This is a genomic window from Cupriavidus nantongensis (assembly GCF_001598055.1).
Taxonomy (GTDB): Bacteria; Pseudomonadota; Gammaproteobacteria; order Burkholderiales; family Burkholderiaceae; genus Cupriavidus; species Cupriavidus nantongensis.
In genome coordinates this window covers 2,641,202-2,656,606 of sequence record NZ_CP014844.1, presented here as the reverse complement: position 1 = coordinate 2,656,606, position 15,405 = coordinate 2,641,202, and the positions used below count along the sequence as shown (strand labels likewise).

General features: G+C 70.0%; 12 protein-coding genes. 5 read left to right on the top strand and 7 right to left on the bottom strand.

Going from position 1 to position 15,405, the window contains the following annotated elements; translation table 11 throughout:
* Window positions 1-41: 41 nt before the first annotated feature.
* The 6 genes from A2G96_RS12205 to A2G96_RS12180 all read right to left on the bottom strand — a co-directional run bounded on the left by A2G96_RS12205 (window position 42) and on the right by A2G96_RS12180 (window position 6,015).
* Window positions 42-521, bottom strand: coding sequence for a hypothetical protein (locus tag A2G96_RS12205; protein WP_062799499.1), 480 nt, complete (start codon window positions 519-521; stop codon window positions 42-44).
* Between the two features lie 144 nt (window positions 522-665).
* On the bottom strand, window positions 666-1,835 hold the full coding sequence (locus A2G96_RS12200; RefSeq protein ID WP_062802157.1) for an MFS transporter: 1,170 nt from the start codon (window positions 1,833-1,835) through the stop codon (window positions 666-668).
* A 278-nt stretch (window positions 1,836-2,113) separates the two neighbouring features.
* On the bottom strand, window positions 2,114-3,139 hold the full coding sequence (locus tag A2G96_RS12195) for a Bug family tripartite tricarboxylate transporter substrate binding protein (protein WP_062799497.1): 1,026 nt from the start codon (window positions 3,137-3,139) through the stop codon (window positions 2,114-2,116).
* Window positions 3,140-3,228: 89 nt separating this feature from the next.
* Complete coding sequence (locus tag A2G96_RS12190) at window positions 3,229-3,993, bottom strand: crotonase/enoyl-CoA hydratase family protein (RefSeq protein ID WP_062799494.1); 765 nt, start codon at window positions 3,991-3,993, stop codon at window positions 3,229-3,231.
* Between the two features lie 28 nt (window positions 3,994-4,021).
* Window positions 4,022-4,786 carry an SDR family NAD(P)-dependent oxidoreductase gene (locus A2G96_RS12185; protein WP_062799492.1) on the bottom strand — a complete coding sequence of 255 codons (765 nt, stop codon included), beginning with the start codon at window positions 4,784-4,786 and terminating at the stop codon, window positions 4,022-4,024.
* A 50-nt stretch (window positions 4,787-4,836) separates the two neighbouring features.
* Window positions 4,837-6,015, bottom strand: a complete 1,179-nt coding sequence (locus A2G96_RS12180) for a thiolase family protein (protein WP_062799489.1) — start codon at window positions 6,013-6,015, stop codon at window positions 4,837-4,839.
* 215 nt (window positions 6,016-6,230) lie between these two features.
* On the opposite strand from A2G96_RS12180, the gene A2G96_RS12175 reads away from it, so the two are divergent.
* Complete coding sequence (locus A2G96_RS12175) at window positions 6,231-7,046, top strand: IclR family transcriptional regulator (protein WP_062799487.1); 816 nt, start codon at window positions 6,231-6,233, stop codon at window positions 7,044-7,046.
* 15 nt (window positions 7,047-7,061) lie between these two features.
* Here A2G96_RS12175 and A2G96_RS12170 read toward each other — a convergent pair whose 3' ends face one another.
* Window positions 7,062-7,859, bottom strand: a complete 798-nt coding sequence (locus tag A2G96_RS12170; RefSeq protein ID WP_062799485.1) for a crotonase/enoyl-CoA hydratase family protein — start codon at window positions 7,857-7,859, stop codon at window positions 7,062-7,064.
* 271 nt (window positions 7,860-8,130) lie between these two features.
* Here A2G96_RS12170 and A2G96_RS12165 point away from each other — a divergent pair, with 271 nt between their 5' ends.
* From A2G96_RS12165 to A2G96_RS12150, 4 genes are all read left to right on the top strand, one after another.
* On the top strand, window positions 8,131-10,311 hold the full coding sequence (locus A2G96_RS12165) for a PQQ-dependent dehydrogenase, methanol/ethanol family (protein WP_062799483.1): 2,181 nt from the start codon (window positions 8,131-8,133) through the stop codon (window positions 10,309-10,311).
* A gap of 338 nt (window positions 10,312-10,649) precedes the next feature.
* Complete coding sequence (locus A2G96_RS12160; RefSeq protein WP_062799481.1) at window positions 10,650-13,454, top strand: monovalent cation/H+ antiporter subunit A; 2,805 nt, start codon at window positions 10,650-10,652, stop codon at window positions 13,452-13,454.
* Complete coding sequence (locus A2G96_RS12155) at window positions 13,454-13,840, top strand: Na+/H+ antiporter subunit C (protein WP_062799480.1); 387 nt, start codon at window positions 13,454-13,456, stop codon at window positions 13,838-13,840. The genes A2G96_RS12160 and A2G96_RS12155 overlap by 1 nt, the downstream gene beginning before the upstream one ends.
* Window positions 13,837-15,402, top strand: a complete 1,566-nt coding sequence (locus A2G96_RS12150) for a monovalent cation/H+ antiporter subunit D (protein WP_062799478.1) — start codon at window positions 13,837-13,839, stop codon at window positions 15,400-15,402. Before A2G96_RS12155 ends, A2G96_RS12150 begins: the two co-directional genes overlap by 4 nt.
* Window positions 15,403-15,405: the final 3 nt, after the last annotated feature.

Below are 15,405 nucleotides of genomic sequence, written 5' to 3'. Positions count from 1 at the left end.
CGCGATTGTACGTGCTGCCGCGCCCGCTGGCGCCGCCGGCCCTAGTCTTCGGCGTCGCGCGAGCTGGCGGGGCGCCGCGTCGCCTGGTCCTTGCGGTCGGCCGCCTCGGCCTCGGCCGGGCTGGAGGCGACGCCGTACATGCCGTGGCGCGGCGTGCCCGGGGGCAGGTTGCCGAGATCGGTGGGCTGGTAGGGGTGCGGCCCCGGCGGCGGCTGCGAGGTGTCGCTGGACGGATGCGCGCGCCCGGTCAGTTTCTCGTCGCGGGTCACGCTGTGGCCGCCATAGTGGTAGTCGGTCAGCGAGCCTTCATGCGCGGGGGCGGAGGGGGCCGGCGCGCCGGAAATATCGGTCACGCGTACCGGAATCGACGGATAGACCTGCTGCGCGCCGGCGATCGCCATCTCGGGCGAGTCGAACTCGCCGTCGAGCCGCTCCGGCGCACCCTTGCCGGTGCGCATTTCCAGATGCCAGCGGCCGTGTTCCGGGCCGCACACGAGGATTTCCTGTTCGGTCGAGGTCATGGGGGCCTCCTTGGGTCTGGGCGTTGCGTCTTTGCGCAGACAGGCAGGAACCGTTCCAGCAGCTCGGCCCGCGCCGTACCGGCCCGTGCGTGCGCTGCGTGACGCCAGATTTACAATGCGCGCCCGTTCTTACCGCCGCCGCGCTCAGGACGTCGCCATCAACGGCGGCCGCGGCCGCGTCGCCACCGCGAAAGCGATCTGCGCGAGCCCCGCCGCCAAGCCCAGCGCGACGCCGGCCTGCCAGGCCACGGTATAGGAGCCGAGCGCGTCATAGACCAGCCCGCCGCCGAAGGCGCCGACAAAGCTGCCGATCTGGTGGCTGAAGAAGGCCACGCCGCCCAGCATTGCCTGCCAGCGCAGGCCGAAGGTCTCGGCGATCCAGCCCGACACCAGCGGCGCCACGCCCAGCCACAGGAAGCCCATCACCGCGGCGAACACCAGCGTGCTCTGCGGCGTCGGCGCCGACGAGAAGTACCAGGTAAGCGCCAGCGAGCGCAGCGTATAGATGCCGCCCAGCAGCATCAGCTTGTTGTAGCGGCCGCCGGCCCAGCCGAAGAAGATGCTGCCCAGCACGTTGAAGCCGCCGATCACGCCCAGCGCCTCGGCGCTGAGCATCGGGTCCATGCCGCACACATCGAGATACGACGGCAGGTGCGTGGTCAGGAACACCAGCTGCATGCCGCAGACAAAGTACGCCAGCGCCATCACCACGAACGGCGCGTGGCGCAGTGCGGTGCCCAGCGCCTGGCGCGCGTTGTCCTGGCCGACACCAGCCGGCGTCGCCAGCGGCAGGCGGTCGACACGCCCGGCCGCCCACGCCGCCGGCAGCATCACCAGCGCCAGCAGCACGAACGCGGCCAGCCCGGTGCGCCAGCCATAGGCCTGCGTCACCATCTGCCCGATCGGCGCCGCCAGCAGCGCGCCCAGCGAACCCGCGCCCGACACCAGCCCCAGCACCGTGCTGCGCAGCGCCGCCGGCACCGGCCGCGCCGCCACCGCCATCGCCAGCGCGCTGCCGGTGCAGGCCATCGACGCGCCGATGGCCACGCCCGCACCGAGCGTGACGCCGACCAGGCTGTGCGCGGTCGCCAGCAGCACCAGGCCGGTCACGTACAGCAGCGAGCCCGCCATCATCAGCGGACGGAAGCCGATGCGCGTGGCCCAAGCGCCGGCGAGCGGCTGCAGCAGCCCCCACGCCAGGTTCTGCACGGCGATGGCGACGGTGAAATCCGACACCGAGATGCCGATGTCGCGCGTCAGCGGCGGCATGAAGATGCCCAGGCTCTGGCGCAGGCCCATGGCCAGGCTCAGCATCACCGAAGCGCCGAGCAGGATTGGCAGCGCCGGGCGCAGGCCGGCATAGCGGGAAGTGGTGGGGGAGAGGGGCACGGTGGGTCTCGTCGCGGGGTTATCGTTATCGTTGTGGGCCCCCGGGCGCCTTCCATGTCTGCAATGTCTGCAATTTAAGCGGGCACTGAATATACCGCAGGGTAGGGCGAGGGTATGCCGCGGCGCCCGGCCGTGTCAATTTGGCTTTGGGGCGGGGCGCCTTCCGATTTGGCAAAGGCGGCTCGGTGAGGCACCCTGCGGGGTCAGTCCAGGCTGACCTTCGACGCCCGGATGGTTTCGCCCCAGCGCTGGATCTCGCCGCGCACCAGCGCGGCGAACTTCGGCTGCGGCTCGCCGCCGGCGACGCCGCCCATGTCGCGCAAGCGCGCCACCACCTCGGGATCGCGCATGGCCTTGCCCAGCGCGTCCTGCAGCGCCGCGGCCGCTGCCGGCGGGGTTTTGGCGGGGGCGAAAAAGCCCAGCCAGCCCATCACCACGAAGTCCTTCACGCCGGCTTGTGCCATGGTGGGCACGTCGGGCAGCGCGGGCAGGCGCTCGGCGCTGGTCACGGCCAGCGCGCGCAGCTTGCCGGCGCGGATCTGCGGCAGCGCCTGCGTCAGGTTGTCGAACATGAAGGTGGTTTCGCCCGCCAGCACCGAGGTGGTGGCCGGCGTCGAGCCCTTGTACGGCACGTGGATGATCTCGGTGCCGGTGCGCAGCCGGAACAGTTCCGCGGTCAGGTGGGTGGTCTGGCCGATGCCGGCCGAGGCATAGGAATACTTGCCCGGCGACTGCTTGAGCTGCGCCACCAGCTCGGCCACGCTGCGCACCGGCGCCTGCGCGCCGACCACCAGCACGTTGGCGAACGAGATCAGGTCGGTCAGCGGCAGGAAATCTTGCGGCTGGTAAGACAACTGCTTGTAGGCGCTGTAGTTGATGGCATGCGATCCGGTATTGCCGACCAGCAGCGTGTAGCCGTCCGGTGCCGCGCGCATGAAGGCCTGCGTGCCGATGATGCCGCCGCTGCCGGGCTTGTTGTCGACCACCACCGGCTGGCCGACGATGGCCGACAGCTTCTGCGCCACCAGCCGCGTCGGGATATCGGTGGTGCCGCCGGGCGCGCCGGGCACGATGATGGTGATGGGCCGCTCGGGCCAGGCGGCGGCATGCGCGGCCGCGGGGACCATGCCGGGCAGCGCCGCGGCAGTGGCCAGCACCAGTGCTGCGCTGCGATGGGTCAGCGCCGGGGTCAGCGACGGGAACAGCGGTGCGGGCAGCTTGGGTGTCATGGGTCTCCTCCACGTATGTTTATGGGCTGCTTGGCAAGGCAAGAACGGCCGGCTTGCGGCCGGCCGTTCTCAGGTCAGGTGCGGGCGTTTCACTTGCCCGTCCACACCGGCTTGCGCTTCTCGGCGAAGGCGGCGGCGCCCTCGCGTGCGTCGGCGGAAGTAAAGACGTGGTCGATCAGCGGCTTCTGCTTCACGAACATTTCCTCGCGGGTCCAGTCGCCGGACTGCGCCACCACCTGCTTGCTGGCGGCAATGGCCAGCGGCCCGTTGGCGCCGACCGCGTCGGCCAGCTGCAGCGCGGCGTCGAGCGCGCCGCCGGCATCGGTCAGGCGGTTGACCAGGCCCAGCTCGTAGGCGCGCTCGGCGGGCAGCATGTCGCCGGTCAGCGCGTATTCCATCGCGACGTGATAGGGCACGCGGCGCGGCAGGCGGATCAGGCCGCCGGCCGCGGCGGCCAGGCCGCGCTTGACCTCGGGCAGGCCGAACTTGGCCGCGCGCGACGCCACCACCAGGTCGCACGCCAGCACCAGCTCGAAGCCGCCGGCGAGCGCATAGCCCTCGACCGCGGCAATCAGCACCTTGCGCGGCGGCTGCTCGGTCACGCCGCCGAAGCCGCGGCCGGGAATGCTCGGACGCTTGCCCGCCAGGAAGCCCTTCAGGTCCATGCCGGAGCAGAAGGTGCCGCCGGCACCGGTCAGCACCGCCAGGCTCAGGTCGTCGCGCGCATCGAGTTCATCCAGCGCGGCAGCAATCGCCGTGGCGGTCTCGAAGTCCATCGCATTGCGGGCCTCGGGACGGTTGATGGTCAGCACCATCACGTTGCCGCGGATTTCCTTCAGCAGGGTATCGCTCATCAGTTCTCTCCTGTCTGGGGCGGCCGGTTCAGCGCGGTGCCATGCGGATGGCGCCGTCCAGGCGGATGGTCTCGCCGTTGAGCATCGGGTTCTCGAGGATATGCAGCGCGGTCGAGGCGTATTCGTCAGGCGCGCCCAGGCGCGCCGGGTGCGGCACCATGGCGCCGAGCGAGGCGCGCACGTTCTCCGGCAGCTTGGCCAGCAGCGGGGTGTCGAACAGCCCCGGCGCGATGGTGCAGACGCGGATCGCGCGCTGCGCCAGGTCGCGCGCGGCCACCAGCGTCATGCCGACGATGCCGGCCTTGGCCGAGGCATAGGGAATCTGGCCGATCTGGCCCTCGTAGGCCGCCACCGACGCGGTCAGCACGCAGGCGCCGCGTTCGCCGTCGACCAGCTCGTTCTTCGCCATGCGCGCGGCACCGAGGCGCAGCGCGTTGAAGGTGCCGATCAGGTTGATGCGCACGATCGACTCGTATTTCTCCAGCGAGCCCGGCGAGCCGTCCTTCTCGACCACGCGCACCGGGCCGCCCAGCCCGGCACAGTGGATCAGCGCGCGCAGCGGGGCGATGGCCTCGGCGGCGTCGTAGACCGCGTTCATCTGGTCGGTTTCGGTCACGTCGGCCTTGACGAAGCGGACCTTGCCGCCGAACTCGTCGACCACGGCGTTGCCGCGCTCTTCCGACAGGTCGGCGATGACCACGTCGACGCCGCGTTCCACCAGGCGCCGCACGCAGGCCAGGCCCAGGCCGGAAGCGCCGCCGGTGACGACGGCAGACATATTGGTCAGTTTCATGGGTGTCTCCTTGATGGGTATCGGGATGGGGGAATGGGGCAGGGCGCCGCCTACAGGCGCTCGATGATGGTGGCGTTGGCCATGCCGCCGGCTTCGCACATCGACTGCAGGCCATAGCGCTGGCCGCTGTCTTCCAGCGCATGCAGCATGGTGGTCATCAGCCGCACGCCCGAGGCGCCCAGCGGATGGCCCAGCGCGATCGCGCCGCCGCGCGGGTTCAGCCGCGCCGGGTCGGCGCCGAGCGCGCGCTGCCACGCCAGCGGCACGCAGGCAAAGGCTTCGTTGATTTCGTAATGGTCGATCTGCTCCAGCGTCAGGCCGCTCTTCTTGATCGCACGCTGGCTGGCGGGAATGGGGGCGGTCAGCATCGCGATCGGGTCGTCGCCGCAGACGTCGAACGCAACGAAGCGCGCGCGCGGCTTCAAACCCAGGCGCTGCGCCATCGCCTCGCTCATCAGCAGCATCGCGGCGGCGCCGTCGCTGATCTGCGAGGCATTGCCGGCGGTCACGTTCCAGCCGATCTGCGGGAAGCGCGCGCTCAGCTCGTCGTTGCGGAACGACGCCTGCAGCGTGCCCAGCTTCTCCACCGAGGTGCCGGGACGGATGGTCTCGTCGTGCTCGACCACGCCGTTGGGGGTGCTGATGCCGACGATCTCGCGGCGGAACGCGCCGCTTTCGCGCGCGGCGGTGGCCAGTTCGTGCGAGCGGGCCGAGTAGCTGTCCATCTGCTCGCGCGACAGCTCGTACTTCGCCGCGACCAGTTCGGCCGCCACGCCCTGCGACACCAGGCCCGGCGCGTAGCGCGCTTCCATCGACGGGCCATACGGGTTCTGGCCGATGCGCGCCGAGCCCATCGGCACCCGGCTCATCGACTCGATGCCGCAGGCGATGACGATGTCGTAGGCGCCGGCCATGATGCCCTGCGCGGCAAAGTGCACCGCCTGCTGGCTCGAGCCGCACTTGCGGTCGATGGTGGTGGCCGGCACGTGCTCGGGGAAACCCGCCGCCAGCCACGCCACCCGGCCGGGACCGGCGGACTGCTCGCCCGCCTGCGTGACGCAGCCGGTGATCACGTCGTCGACCAGACCCGGGTCCAGCCGGTTGCGCTCGACCAGCGCCTTGAGCACCTGCGCCAGCAGTTCGGTGGCATGGAGTTCGGTAAAGGCCGAGCCCGGCTTGGAGCGGCCCATCGGGCTGCGGATGGCGTCGACGATGACGGCTTGTTGCATGCGGAGTCTCCTGAGAAAGCTGAGCGTTGCGAGTCGTGCGGGGATATTGAGACGTCTGTATCGAAAAGTGATCGTCCGATACGATGAATTGGGATTCTGGCGTCGGAAAATCGCCATGTAAACGTAAAAAACCCGGTTTGACTTTCGAAATAGCGAAGGGCAACATCCGGGTTTTGAGACACGGGTATCAAAAAACTCCCTATCCAGGCTCGCCGATGACTAATGCTCCACCTGCCCCCGTGGCCCCACCATCCGCCGATGCCGACGGCGAGGCGCGCCTTGTCAGCGCGCTGGCACGCGGCGTCTCGATCCTCAATTGCTTCTCGCCGACAGTGCAGGAACTGAGCAGCCGGGAACTGATGGAGCGCACCGGCCTGGCCAAGCCGACCCTGTTCCGGCTGCTCGACACGCTGTGCGGGCTGGGCCTGCTGCATTACTCGGAACGGCTGTCGCGCTATGTGCCCGGCGTCGGCCTGATCAACCTGGCAGCGCCGGCGCTGGCACGCATGACCATCCGCCAGCTGGCGCGGCCGGCGATGCAGGAACTGGCCGACCATATCGCCGGGCAGGTCGAGCTGATCGTCGGCAGCGGCCATGCGCTGACCTATGTCGAGATCGCGCAGGGCGTCGGCAGCCATGTGTTCCGGCCGGAGGTGGGCACGCGCGTGTCGCTGTCGCGCACCGGCTCGGGCCGCGCCTACCTGCTGCGCATGGAGGAGGCGGAGCGCGAAGCCTACCTGGCCCGGCTGCGCGCCACCGACCCGCCGCGCGCCGACTGGCTGCAGGCGCGCCTGGACGATGCCGCGCGCGACCTGCAGGAACACGGCTTCTGCCGCGGCCATCGCGACCTGCACCGCGAGGTGGAATCGGTGGCCGTGCCGCTGCGCACGCGCCGCGACGGCGAGGCGTGGATCTTCGCCGCGTCGGTGCCGGTGTTCAGCCAGCAGAGCACGCAGCTGGAGACGGATATCGGCCCGCGCCTGGTCAGCCTGGTGCGCAATGTTGAGGGCGCGCTCGGCGTGGCAGGCTAGGGCGGTCGCGACGTTTCAGTTGCCGGTAAACACAGGCATGCGCTTTTCCAGGAAGGCCTGCACCGCTTCGCGGTGATCGGCGGTCTGGTGCGACAGCGCCTGGAAGCCGGCCGACAGTTCCAGCAGCGTATCCAGCCGCGTATGCATCGCTTCGCGCATCAGGCGCTTGGCGAGCCGCACCGCGTGCGGCGGATTGGCGGCGATACGGCCGGCCAGTTCATAGGCGGTCGGCAACAGCGCGTCGGGCGCGACCACGCGCGACACCAGGTTCCATTCGAGCGCCTGGCTGGCGTCGATCGGCTGGCCGGTGAAGGTCATCTCGGCCGCGCGCGACAGGCCGATCACGCGCGGCAGCAGCCACGCGCCGCCATCGCCCGGAATGATGCCCAGCTTGACGAAGGACTCGGCAAACTGCGCGCGTTCCGAGGCAATGCGGATATCGCACATGCAGGCCAGGTCCAGCCCCGCGCCCATGGCCGCGCCGTTGACCGCGGCGATCACCGGCACCTCCAGGTTGAACAGCGCCAGCGGCAGGCGCTGGATGCCGCAGCGGTAGTCCTGGCGGATCTCCATGCCCGGCACCGTGCCCGAGGCCTGGCGCTCCATGTCCTTGATATTGCCGCCCGAAGAGAACGCGGTGCCGGCGCCGGTGATCACCACCGCGCGCACGCTGCGGTCGGCGTGGATGCGCTCGATCGCGGCCAGGAATTCCGCCACCGCGGTGTTGCCGGTCAGCGGGTTGCGCCGCTCGGGCTCGTTCATGGTCAGGGTGACGATGTGGTCTTGCTGATCGTAGAGAAGGAACTGGCTCATGTCGGGGGGCTCCGGATAGGGATGCGGGGGTCTGTCCTGGCGCCAAGGCTAAGCGACGGTGGCCGCCAGCGTCCAATATTCATTTCTTGCAAGGCGATATCCATTGGATATTGGTGGCGTGGCCCGGCCATGCCAGCGGCTTCGGGTTATCCCTGTACCCATAACGCAAGGGCTCGCCGATGATCGATGGGCCCCGGCCACCGTCCGGCGTCGCGCAGTAACGTAATCCTGCAGTCCCGAATTCCAACAAGAACGCCCTCCAGGAGACGATATGAGCCATGCGTTGAAGCCGGCAACGGATTCCGTTGCCGCCGAATTTGCGACCGTGTTTGCGAACGTAGTTGCCACGGCGAGACGCCGAACCAGGACGCGCGCCGCGGCCTGGCTGGCCACGCTGGCATTGGCGGCGCAGCTGCTGCCCGCCAGCGCCGCGGCCCCGCGCAACGCGGCGGCGAAAGTCGACGGCGCCTTTATCAGCGCCAATGCCAGCACCACCCGCGACTGGCCCAGCCACGGACTGGACTACGCCGAGACCCGCTTCAGCCGGCTGCGCCAGATCGACACCGCCAACGTGCGCCAGCTGGGGCTGGTGTGGAGCTATAACCTGGAGTCGACCCGCGGCGTCGAGGCCACCCCTCTGGTGGTAGACGGGGTGATGTACGTGACCGCGTCGTGGAGCGTGGTGCATGCGCTCGATGCGCGCACCGGCAAGCGGCTCTGGAGCTTCGATCCCAAGGTCGACCGCTCGCTCGGCTATCGCGGCTGCTGCGACGTGGTCAACCGCGGCGTGGCGCTGTACCAGGGCAAGGTGTTCGTCGCCGCCTACGACGGCCGGCTGATCGCGCTCGATGCCGCCAGCGGCCGCAAGCTGTGGGAGCAGGACACCATCATCGACCGCCGCTACTCGTACACCATCACCGGCGCGCCGCGCGTGTTCAAGGGCAAGGTCATCATCGGCAATGGCGGCGCCGAGTTCGGCGTGCGCGGCTACATCACCGCCTACGACGCCGCCACCGGCGCGCAGCAGTGGCGCTGGTTCACGGTCCCCGGCGATCCGTCCAAACCGTTCGAGGACGAGTCGATGGCGGCCGCCGCCAAGACCTGGGACCCCAGCGGCAAATACTGGGAGGCGGGCGGCGGCGGCACCGCGTGGGACTCACTGGTCTTCGACCCCGAACTGAACCTGATGTACGTCGGCACCGGCAACGGCGCGCCATGGTCGCAGAGCAAGCGCAGCCCGGCCGGTGGCGACAACCTGTACCTGGCGTCGATCGTCGCGCTCAATCCCGACACCGGCAAGTACGTCTGGCACTACCAGGAGACCCCGGGCGACAACTGGGACTACACCTCGACCCAGTCGATGATCCTGGCCGACCTGAAGCTGGACGGGCAACTGCGCAAGGTCATCCTGCACGCGCCCAAGAACGGCTTCTTCTTCGTCATCGACCGCACCAACGGCAAGTTCATCTCGGCAAAGAACTTCGTCGACGTCAACTGGGCCACCGGCTATGACGCCAACGGCCGCCCGATCGAACGCCCCGAGGCGCGCGCCGCCGACAAGGCCTATGACGCGATCCCCGGCCCGTACGGCGCGCACAACTGGCATCCGATGTCGTTCAACCCGCAGACCGGGCTGGTCTACCTGCCGGCGCAGCACGTGCCGCTCAACCTGATGGACGACAAGGCCTGGCAGTTCAATGAAGGCAAGCCCGGCACGCCGCATGGCAACGTGGGCTGGAACACCGCCAAGTTCCTCAATGCCGAGCCGCCGCAGAGCAAGCCGTTCGGCCGCCTGATTGCGTGGGACCCGGTACAGCAGAAGGCCGCGTGGACGCAGGAGCTGGTCTCGCCGTGGAACGGCGGCACGCTCACCACGGCCGGCAACCTGGTGTTCCAGGGCACCGCCGACGGCCGCTTCGTTGCCTACGACGCGCGCAATGGCGACAAGCTGTGGGAATCGCCGACCGGCACCGGCGTGGTCGCTGCGCCGGTCAGCTTCGAGCTCGACGGCAGGCAGTATGTCTCGGTCGCGGTGGGCTGGGGCGGGGTCTACGGGCAGGCGCAGCGCGCCACCAACCGGCAAGGGCCGGGCACGGTCTACACCTTCGCGCTCGGCGGCAAGGCGCCGCTGCCGGCCTTCGCCGAATACCGTGCCGGCAAGCTGCTGCAAGGCGTGAAGTACGACCCGGCGCTGGTCCGGGACGGCACCGCGCTGTACGTCAGCAACTGCGTGCTGTGCCACGGCGTGCCCGGGGTCGACCGCGGCGGCAATATCCCCAACCTGGGCTATATCGACGCCGCCTTCATCGAGAACCTGGACAAGGTCGTGTTCAAGGGCCCGGCGATGGCGCGCGGCATGCCGGACTTCACCGGCAAGCTGACGCCGCAGGACGTCGAGAAGATCAAGGCCTTTATCCAGGGCACCGCGGACGCGGTACGGCCCAAGCCCTGAGCGCACGGGGTAGGGGTAGGGGTAGGGGTAGGGGCAGGGCCTGGTCCCCGCGTGCCGGCGCAGCGCTGCGACCGGCATGCGCATGGCGACACGCGTTCAGATTCTTGCGCGATACGATGATTTTTTTCGCGAATCGCGCCAATTGACTGGCACAGCCGGCGCAATGCCGGCAGAATCCGGTCAGTAGCGGCCGCAATCGCCCACCGAGATCTGCCCCACCATGACCACCGCCCCGACACTCCGACTCCGACACTGCGCCCCATCTGCAACCCGGCTGACCCTGCGCCGCAAGGCCGGCTGGCACCTGCCGGCCCCGGGCAACGGCTGAAGGGGCGGGCATGGTGCTGCCGCTGCTGATTGCGCTGCCGCTGCTGGCCGCGGCGCTGACGTGGTTGATCGGCACGCGTGCTCCGCGGCTGCTGGCGCCGGTCATCATCGGCCTGCCGCTCGCCGCGCTGATGCTGCTGCTGAGCCTGCGCGGCGAGGTCTTCGCGCAGCCGGGGCACGCACTGGGCTGGCGCGTGGCGTGGCTGCCCGCGCTCGGGCTGGACCTGTCGCTGCGCCTCGACGGGCTGGCCTTCCTGTTCGCGCTGCTGGTGCTGGGCGTGGGCCTGCTGGTGATCCTGTACGCGCGCTACTACCTGGCGCGCAATGAATCTGCGGTGCGCTTCTTCTGCCTGCTGCTGCTGTTCATGGTGGCGATGCTGGGCGTGGTGCTGGCGGGCAACCTGCTGCTGCTGGTGGTGTTCTGGGAGCTGACCAGCATCCTGTCGTTCCTGCTGATCGGCTTCTGGTCGTGGCGCGCCGATGCGCGCCAGGGCGCGCGCATGGCGCTGGCGGTGACCGGCGGCGGCGGGCTGGCGCTGCTGGCGGGGGTGCTGCTGCTGGGCCATATCTGCGGCAGCTTCGAGCTGTCGGTGGTGCTGGCGCAGGCCGGCAAGGTGCAGCACCACCCGCTGTACCTGCCGATGCTGGTGCTGGTGCTGCTGGCAGTGTTCACCAAGTCGGCGCAGTTTCCGTTCAGCTTCTGGCTGCCGCACGCGATGGCCGCGCCCACGCCGGTCTCGGCCTACCTGCACTCGGCCACCATGGTCAAGGCCGGCGTGTTCCTGCTGGCGCGGCTGTATCCGGTGCTGGACGGCACCAACGGCTGGTTCTACCTGGTCAGCATGACCGGGCTGGCCACGCTCATCGTCGGCGCCGGGCTGGCGCTGCTGCAGCGCGACCTGAAGGGCCTGCTGGCGTATTCCACCATCAGCCACCTGGGGCTGATCACGCTGCTGTTCGGCCTCGATACCCAGCTCAGCACGGTGGCGGCGATCTTCCACATCATCAACCACGCGGTGTTCAAGGCGTCGCTGTTCATGGCCGCCGGCATCATCGACCATGAAACCGGCACGCGCGACCTGGACCGCCTGCGCGGCCTGGCCCGCTATATGCCGCATACCGCGGTGCTGGCCATCGTGGCGTCGCTGTCGATGGCGGGGGTGCCGCTGTTCAACGGCTTCCTCAGCAAGGAAATGTTCTTCGGCGAGACCCTGGCGCAGGGGCTGCTGGGCGAGTTCAACTGGGTGATCCCCGCTGCGGCAACCATGGCTGGTGCGTTGACCATGGCGTACTCGCTGCGCTTCATCTACGGCGTGTTCTTCGGCGGGGGCCGGCCCGACCTCCCCAACTACCCGCCGCACGAGCCGCCGCGCTTCATGAAGGTGCCGGTCGAGTTCCTGGTGGTGATCTGCCTGGTGGTCGGGCTGGTGCCGGCCTACACCGTCGGCGACCTGCTCGCGGCCGCGTCGCTGGCGACGCTGCGCGCGCCGCTGCCCGAATACAGCCTGAACCTGTGGCACGGGGTCAACCTGCCGCTGCTGATGAGCCTGGTGTCGATGGCGGGTGGCGCGACCCTGTTCTTCCTGCGCCGCGACGCGCTGCGGCGCTGGCAGCAGGCGATCGAGCACCTGAGCGCGCGGCGCTCGTTCGAACACGGCATGCGCGCGCTGGAACGCTTTGCCGCGGCGGTCACGCGCCGGCTCGAGGACGGCTCGCTGCCGACCTATATCGGCTGGATGCTGCTGGCGATGCTGGCCGTGCCTGCCTATTTCATGGCCGACCTGCCCGCGCTGGCTGGCAGCGTGCCCGCCGGCGCCATCGATCCGATCAGCGCGGCCACGCTGGCCTTGCTGGCGCTGTGCGCGATCGCCGTGGTGGCGGCGCACCGCCAGCGGCTGCTGGCGCTGGTGCTGCTGAGCGGCTGCGGGCTGATGGTGTCGCTGGCGTTCCTGCGTTTCTCGGCGCCGGACCTGGCGCTGACCCAGATCTCGGTCGAAGTGGTGACCATCCTGCTGCTGGTGCTGGCGCTGTTCTACCTGCCGCGCGAGACGAATGACCGCGCACGCGCCGGCCGCCGCGTGCGCGATGCCGTGCTGGCGCTGGGCGGCGGCACGCTGCTGGCGGTGGCGGCCTACGCGGTGATGACGCGGCCGTATGACCCGGTGTCGACGTTCTACGTCGAGCAGGCGGTGCCGGGCGGGGGCGGGCACAACGTGGTCAACGTGCTGCTGGTCGACTTCCGCGGTTTCGACACGCTCGGCGAGATCTGCGTGCTGCTGGTCGCCGGGCTGGCGGTGCAGGCCCTGCTCAAGGGCATGCGCCTGCCGACCCCGTCGGCGGCGCCGGACGGCCTGCCGTGGACCAGCCAGCCGCATCCGCTGCTGCTGGCGATGCTGGCGCGGCTGATGCTTCCGCTGACGCTGCTGGTGGCGGCCTTTATCCTGCTGCGCGGGCACAACCAGCCGGGCGGGGGCTTTATCGCGGCGCTGATCACCTCGGTGGCGCTGCTGCTGCAATACGTTGCCAACGGCGTGCGCTGGACCGAAGCCCGCATCGCGCCGGACTACCGCGCCATCGCCGGTGCCGGCATCCTGGTGGCGGGGCTGACCGGGCTGGGCAGCCTGGCCTTCGGCTATCCGTTCCTGACCACCGCCTTCGGCCATTTCCACCTGCCGGGCATCGGCGAGGTGGAGCTGGCCACCGCCATGATCTTCGACCTGGGAGTGTTCTGCACCGTGACCGGAACCACGCTGGTGATCGTGTCTCATCTGGGCGTGCGCAACCTGCCGCCGGCACAGGCCACGGAGGACGACTGATGGCCGCGCTCTACGCCATCGCCATCGGCATCCTGACCGCCGCCGGCATCTACCTGCTGCTGCGCGAGCGCGTGTTCACGGTGGTGCTGGGCCTGACCCTGCTGTCGTATGCGGTCAGCCTGTTCCTGCTCGGCATGGGGCGCCTGTCGATCGGCCGGCCGCCGGTGATTGCGCCGGGGGCCAGCTATGCCGATCCGCTGCCGCAGGCGCTGGTGCTGACCGCCATCGTCATTGCCTTCGGCATGACCGCGTTCGCGGTGGTGCTGGCGCTGCGCTCGCTGGGGCTGACCGGCAGCGACCATGTCGACGCCGCCGGCAGGCCGGAGGCGCTCGACGGCCACGCTGACGCAGGCGGCCACAGCGCTGACACGGAGCCGCGGCCATGAACCACGCCGTGCTGCTGCCCATCCTGATCCCGATGTTCGCCGGCGCGCTGCTGACGGCGATGCCGGCGCAGCGGCTGCACGCGCAGCGCGTGGCCAGCGCGGTGGCGACGCTGCTGCTGGTGCCGGTGGCGGTGCTGCTGCTGCGCCATGCGGCCGGCGGCGACATCGTGGTCTATGCCATGGGCAACTGGAGCGCACCGTTCGGCATCGTGCTGCAGCTGGACCGCACCGGCGCGATGATGCTGGCGCTGACCGCGCTGCTGGCGGTGGCCGCGCTGGCCGCGGCGGGCGAGGGCACGGCGCGCCAGGGCCGGCACTTTTACACGCTGTTCCAGTTCCAGCTGATGGGCCTGAACGGCGCGTTCCTGGCGGGCGACCTGTTCAACCTGTTCGTCTTCTTCGAGATCCTGCTGATCGCTTCCTATGCGCTGCTGGTGCATGGGGCAGGGCGCGCGCGTGTCGGCGCCGGCCTGCACTATGTGATCCTGAACCTGGTGGCATCGTCGTTCTTCCTGGTCGCGATCGGCGTGCTGTACGGGCTCTCGGGCACGCTCAACATGGCGCACCTGGGCCTGCGCCTGGCCGGGCTGCCGGCCCAGGACCTGCCGCTGGCGGTGGCCGCGGGAGCGATGCTGATGCTGGTGTTCGGGCTCAAGGCGGCGCTGTTCCCGCTGTACTTCTGGCTGCCGCGCGCCTATGGCAGCGCAACCGGGCCGGTGGCGGCGCTGTTTGCCATCATGACCAAGGTCGGCATCTACGCCATGCTGCGATGCGACGCGCTGATCTTCGGCGGCGCGCAGGGGCTGCTGGGGCCGTTCCTGCACGACTGGGTGTTCGTGCTGGCGCTGGCCACGCTGGCGGTTGGGGCGCTGGCCACGCTGGCGGTTGGGGCGCTGGGCGCGCTGGCCGCGACGCCGCTGCGCGCCATGACCAGCTACCTGGTGGTGGCGTCGGTCGGGCTGCTGGCGGCGTGCGTGTCGATGCAGAGCCAGGCCGGCTGGGCGGCGGCGCTGTACTACCTGCTCAGCACCACGCTGTGCACCGCGGCGCTGTTCCTGCTGGCCGATGCGCTCGAACCCGAAGCCGTGCGCACCGACGGCGCGCCGGTGGTTGCGTCGCGCCTGGCCGGGGTGCTGTACCTGGTGGGCGTGGTCGCGGCGGTGGGGCTGCCGCCGCTGTCGGGCTTCCTCGGCAAGGCCATGATCCTGCGCGCCACGCCGGCGCCGTGGATGCCGGTGCTGTGGCCGGCGGTGCTGGGCTCGAGCCTGCTGCTGCTGATCGCGGTCTCGCGCACCGGCACGCGGCTGCTGTGGCGCCTGCCGCATGAGGCCCAGCGCGTCGCCGAAGGCGCCGAATACCTGGACGAAGACCATCCCGGCGCGGCGCGCCTGCGGGTGCGGCCGGACGCGCGCAAGCTGGCCTGCTGCATGCTGCTGCTGGCCGGCAACCTGGCGCTGACCGTGGGCGCGCGTCCGGTCAGCGACTACGTGGCGGACGCCGCCGCGCAACTGCTGGACCGCGGCGCGTACCTGCGCGCGGTGCTGCCCGGCGAGCGGGGGTAGGCC